A 5,555-nucleotide genomic window follows, 5' to 3' on the forward strand; every position below is an offset into this window, starting at 1 on the left:
CCTCAAGGGCGAGGTAGAGTACCCGGGCAGCGCCGTCGAATCCGCGGTGGCCCGCCTGCACCGCGCCCCCGTCATCCCGGACACCGTGCCTGAGGAGTGGGCCCGGCTTATCCAGGCCATGACCGTCCTGGACCCGTTGGACCGCCCCGCGGCCGCCGAACTCGAGGCAGCCTTCCGCGTTGCCCTCGTTTCCCCCGGATCGCTGCCGGGGCCCGTCACAACGGAACCCACCCGGGTCCTCCCGGCCCCGCCGGCAAGGCGGCCCCGCCCTCCCCGGCCCGGAGCCACAGCGGCTGCAGCTGCGGGAACCCGACCCCTGAACTTGCTGGACCCGGATGCCCTGCCGCTGCGGCCGCGCCGCCGCCGCTCCCTGTCGCGTGGGGCCGCATGGTTCCTCCGGACCAGGCCCCGCACCCGCGTCGCCCTGCTGCTCGCGGTGCTGGCAGTCCTTGCCGTCGTGGCGACGATCGCGGTGGCTCTGTCCGCCCCCGCGGCGCCCGACGTCGTCCCCTACCCCACCGTCACGGGACCGCTCGGCGATCACCTGAGGGAACTGCAGAAGGGCGTGGAACCATGAGCGATTCGCGAACGGCCGGGCGAGACCGCGGCCGGGTGAGGTATCGGGTGTCCGCAAGCCTCCTCGCCGGGCTGCTGGCCGCCGGGGTTTTGGCCGGCTGCGGCTCCCCCGCCCCCGAACTGGGCAGCGGCGCGGCCCGGCAACTTCAATCCGAAGTCTTGGCTGTCAGCGAGGCTGCAGCCGCCCACGACCCGGAGGGTTCCCTGAAGCACCTTGACGAGCTGCTGACCCGGCTGGATGCCGTCGCCGCGAGCGGCGAGGTGTCCTTCAGACGCCACCAGAGCATCAAGTCATCGATTGACGCCGTCCGGGCGGACCTTACCGCGCAGCAGGCGGCCGAGGTGGCCCGGAAGGCTGCAGAAAAAGCAGCGGCTGACAAGGCGGYAGCCGACAAAGCAGCGGCTGAACAGGCTGCCGCGGCCCAGGCAGCAGCCCAGGTCGCTGCCGCGCGGACCGCCCCGGCCCCGGCCCTCGCCCCGGCCCCGGCCCCGGCCCCGGCCGGAAAGGGGAAGTCGAAGGACAAAGGGAAGGGTAAGGGCTAAGGCGCGCCGATTACCCTGCTGCCGCGCCGGATTCCGCACCGCATGAGGCCGCAACGCGCGCCGAGCCAGCCGCAGACAGAACGTGGCGCCTCCGCCATCACTATCGTCAGCCTGCTTACCATTTCAGCGGAAGCCCGGTAGCGTGGAGGAACGGCTTTATGCCGGTCAACGACAAGAATCGCGGACTGCGGTCCGCCAATCGAAGGAGTGACGCCTGCATGGCAACAGTTCAGGAATCCATCGAAGTCAATGTTCCGCTAAGCCAGGCCTACAACCAGTGGACGCAATTCGAGGAATTTCCGCACTTCATGAGCGGCGTGGAATCGGTTAATCAGCTGGACGACACCACTGTGCATTTCAAGACCAGCATCGGTGGAGTCCGGCGTGAGTACGATGCGCGGATCACCGCGCAGGAACCGGACCAGCGCGTGTCGTGGGAGAGCCTTGATGAACCACGGAACGCCGGTACCGTCTGGTTCGATGATCTCGGCGAGGCCGCAACGAAGGTGAACGTCGAGCTGACCTGGGAGCCGGACTCGGCGGCGGAAAAGATTGGCGCGGCCATCGGCCTTGACTCCCGTCAGGTTGCCGCCGACCTGAAGAAATTCAAGCAGTTTATCGAAGAACGCGGGGCCGAGACGGGCGGATGGCGCGGACGCGTGGACGGAGTCGCCCCGGGCGCCACCACCGCCGTGCCGCTCCAAGAAGAAGTGGGATATGGCGCGGAACCTGCCTTCGAGCGCGTGGACGCCGATCCCGACCTCGCCCCCGAGCCGCCTCTCGGCCACGACCAGCCGCGCTGACCGGACGTTCGCACTGATCTGGCTGGTTTGTTTACTCCGCCGGACTGACAGCGGAACGCCCCGCCTCCCTTTCGGGAGGCGGGGCGTTCTGCGTGGCGACCTGCCGCGCTGCCGGAGCGTTGAGGCTGGGACTACTTGGTCAGCGTCGCAAGCACTTCGCTGAACTTCGCCGAGGGGCGCATGACCGCTGCGACCTTGGCCGCATCCGGCCGGTAGTACCCGCCAAGGTCCACCGGGGAACCCTGGACGGCCAGGAGTTCGCCGGTGATGGTGTCCTCATTGGAGTTCAGCGCGTCAGAAACGGCGGCGAAGGCCGCGGCGAGCTCGGCGTCGTCGTTCTGGCTGGCCAGTTCCTGGGCCCAGAACTTGGCCAGGTAGAAGTGGCTGCCGCGGTTGTCCAACTCGCCGGCCTTGCGCTTCGGGGACTTGTCCTCCAGCAGGAACGTGCCTGTGGCGCGGTCCAGGGTGTCGGCCAGGACCTGGGCGCGGGCGTTGCCGGTGCTGGTGGCGAGGTGCTCGAAGCTGACGGCCAGTGCGAGGAATTCACCCAGGCTGTCCCAGCGCAGGTGGTTTTCCTTCAGCAACTGCTGGACGTGCTTCGGGGCGGATCCGCCGGCGCCGGTCTCGAACAGGCCCCCACCGTTGATCAGTGGCACCACGGAAAGCATCTTGGCGCTGGTGCCCAGTTCCAGGATCGGGAAGAGGTCGGTGAGGTAGTCGCGGAGCACGTTGCCGGTCACCGAGATGGTGTCCTCGCCCTTGCGGAGGCGTTCCACCGTGAAGGCCGTGGCCTCATCCGGGGACATGATGGCGATTTCCAGGCCCTCGGTGTCGTGGTCCTTGAGGTATTCCTCCACCTTGGCGATCATCCGGGCGTCGTGCGCGCGGCCCTTGTCCAGCCAGAAGACGGCGGGCGTGGCGGAGGCGCGGGCGCGGGTGACGGCCAGCTTCACCCAGTCGCGGATCGGCACGTCCTTCGTCTGGCAGGCGCGCCAGATGTCGCCCGGGGCGACCTTGTGCTCGATCAGCACGGTCCCGGCGTCGTCAACGATCTGGACGGTGCCGGCGGACTGGATCTCGAACGTCTTGTCGTGGCTGCCGTATTCCTCGGCGGCCTGGGCCATGAGGCCGACGTTCGGGACGGTGCCCATGGTGGTGGGATCAAAGGCCCCGTGGGCGCGGCAGTCATCAACCACGACCTGGTAGATGCCGGCGTAGCTGCTGTCCGGGAGGACGGCGAGCGTATCGGCTTCCTGGCCGTCGCGGCCCCACATGTGGCCCGAGCTGCGGATCATGGCCGGCATCGAGGCGTCGACAATGACGTCGGAGGGCACGTGCAGGTTGGTGATGCCCTTGTCGGAATCGACCATCGCGAGTTCGGGGCCCTCGTTGAGGCCCTTTTCGATGGCTGCCTGGACGTCGCCGCGGATCTCCTCCGGCAGGTCCTCGAGGCCGTTGAGGATGGAGGCAAGGCCGTTGTTGGGGCTCAGGCCGGCGGCGGCGATCTGCTCACCGTAGGTGGCGAAGAGGTCCGCGAAGTAGGCCTTGACGACGTGCCCGAAGATGATGGGGTCCGAGACCTTCATCATGGTGGCCTTGAGGTGGGCTGAGAACAGCACGCCCTCGTTCTTGGCCCGGACAACCTGGGCTGCGAGGAACTCATCCAGGGCCGCGGCACGCATCACGGTGCCGTCGATGACCTCGCCGGCCAGGACCGGGAAGGCACGCTTGAGGACCTTGACGGTGCCGTCTTCCTTGACGAGCTGGATCTTGATGTTGGTGTCGGCCTCGATCACCACGGACAGCTCGTTCGAGCGGAAGTCGTCGGCGTCCATGTGGGCCACGTTGGTCTTGGACTCCGGCGTCCAGGCGCCCATGCTGTGCGGGTTCTGGCGGGCGTAGTTCTTGACCGAGAGCGGGGCGCGGCGGTCCGAGTTGCCTTCGCGCAGGACCGGGTTCACAGCGGAGCCCTTGATCTTGTCGTAGCGGGACCGGATGTCCGTTTCCTCGTCCGAGGAGGGGTTGTCCGGGTAGTCCGGCAGCGCGTAGCCGTGGCCCTGGAGTTCGGCGATGGCGGCCTTCAGCTGGGGCACGGAGGCGCTGATGTTGGGCAGCTTGATGATGTTGGCTTCGGGCGTCTTGGCGAGGGCACCAAGCTCGGCCAGGGCGTCGCTGACGCGCTGCTCTTCGGTGAGGTAGTCGCCGAACACGGCGATGATGCGGCCGGCCAGCGAGATGTCGCGGGTCTCCACTTCCACACCGGCCGTCGAGGCGAACGCCTCAATGATCGGCAAGAACGAATAGGTGGCCAGCATCGGCGCTTCGTCGGTGTGGGTATAGATAATCTTTGCCATTGCGCGGGCGTCTCCCTGAAGGTCTGGGTATTTCCGGAATCTTGTGTTATCTCAACACCCCTAACTTACCCGAGGTGCCCCCGTTGACGCCTACCGGCGTCGTGCGCGGACGGATGAGTGACGTCCCGACACGGCATAACAAAAATTGACAAGCTACTTTACAGATTAGTCAAATTGCCGTAGTTTCAGTCCATCCAGCGGCCGCCAACAGCGGCCGCCCCGCTTTCCACCGGTTAGGACACCCATGAGAACACCCAAGACTCTGGCCACCAGCCTGCTGACTCTTTCGGCCGCCGCGCTGCTGGCCCTGAGTGCCGCGGGGGCGGCCACGGCCTCCCCCGCACCGGCCAAGGCACCGGTTTCCACCTCCGATGTCGCCAGCCACACCGTCACCGAGACGGGCGCGGCCGAGTACTGGACCGCGGAACGCATGCGCAGCGCCGTCCCCGGCGACGTCCTGGCCGACAGGGCCATGAAGCGCAACGGCAAGGCCACTGCGGCCAGGGGCCCGGCGGAAACGGGCGCGCCGAGCAAGGTCGAGGCCGCGGCTCCCAAGCTGCAATCCCAGACGCTCCAGACCAAGACCAATGCGAGCGAAACCCCCGTCCCGCACATCGGCAAGGTCTTCTTCACCCTCGGCGGGACGAACTACGTCTGCTCCGGCAACTCGGTCTCCTCCGGCAACAAGAGCACGGTCTCCACGGCCGGACACTGCGTGAATGAGGGCCCGGGCGCCTTCGCCACCAAGTTCACGTTCGTCCCGGCGTACCTGAACGGCGCGGCCCCCTACGGCAAGTGGACGGCCAAGGCCCTCTACGCCCCCACCCAGTGGAGCTCCTCGGGTGACATGACCTACGACACTGGCTTCGCCGTCATGTCCACGCTCAACGGCCAGTACCTGAGCGACGTCGTCGGCGGCTCGGGGCTGCAGTTCAACGCCGCCCGCGGCCTGAGCTACAAGTCATTCGGCTACCCCGCCGCAGCGCCCTTCAACGGTGAATCCCTCAAGAGCTGCTCCGGCACCGCCACGAACGATCCCTACAACCCGCAGTTCAACACCCAGGGGATCCCCTGCAACATGACCGGCGGTTCCTCAGGCGGTCCGTGGTTCATCGGCACCAGCGCCGCCGGCTACCAGAACTCCATCAACAGCTACGGCTACGGCAGCAAGTCCACCACGATGTACGGCCCGTACTGGGGCAGCGTGATCCAGCAGGCCTACACCACGGCGGCCGCTTCCTGACCTGAGGGCACGGGCACCGTTCGCGCGGGGCCGGGC

Annotated in this window: 4 protein-coding genes and 1 pseudogene; 4 read left to right on the forward strand and 1 reads right to left on the reverse strand. The window is 67.4% G+C overall.

The annotated features are described in order from the left end of the window. The 3 genes and pseudogenes from AC1D1S_RS18770 to AC1D1S_RS18780 form a co-directional block, all read left to right on the forward strand. Positions 1-577: pseudogene (locus AC1D1S_RS18770) on the forward strand (serine/threonine protein kinase); the annotation flags it as partial. Further along, positions 574-1,119 (forward strand): mucin-associated surface protein, encoded by a 546-nt coding sequence (locus AC1D1S_RS18775; RefSeq protein ID WP_476995174.1) that lies wholly within the window; start codon positions 574-576, stop codon positions 1,117-1,119. The pseudogene AC1D1S_RS18770 and the gene AC1D1S_RS18775, both read left to right, overlap by 4 nt. Before the next feature lie 218 nt (positions 1,120-1,337). Then, positions 1,338-1,922: an SRPBCC family protein gene (locus tag AC1D1S_RS18780; RefSeq protein WP_476995175.1), complete on the forward strand. Its 585-nt coding sequence runs from the start codon at positions 1,338-1,340 to the stop codon at positions 1,920-1,922. Positions 1,923-2,053: 131 nt separating this feature from the next. Here the strand turns inward: AC1D1S_RS18780 and AC1D1S_RS18785 are convergent, their stop codons facing one another. Then, positions 2,054-4,276: an NADP-dependent isocitrate dehydrogenase gene (locus tag AC1D1S_RS18785; protein ID WP_028277311.1), complete on the reverse strand. Its 2,223-nt coding sequence runs from the start codon at positions 4,274-4,276 to the stop codon at positions 2,054-2,056. A 244-nt stretch (positions 4,277-4,520) separates the two neighbouring features. Between AC1D1S_RS18785 and AC1D1S_RS18790 the strand changes: the two genes are divergently transcribed. Continuing rightward, complete coding sequence (locus AC1D1S_RS18790) at positions 4,521-5,519, forward strand: trypsin-like serine peptidase (protein ID WP_243180238.1); 999 nt, start codon at positions 4,521-4,523, stop codon at positions 5,517-5,519. Positions 5,520-5,555 lie beyond the last annotated feature (36 nt).

This window comes from Arthrobacter sp. P1_A5 (assembly GCF_056406825.1).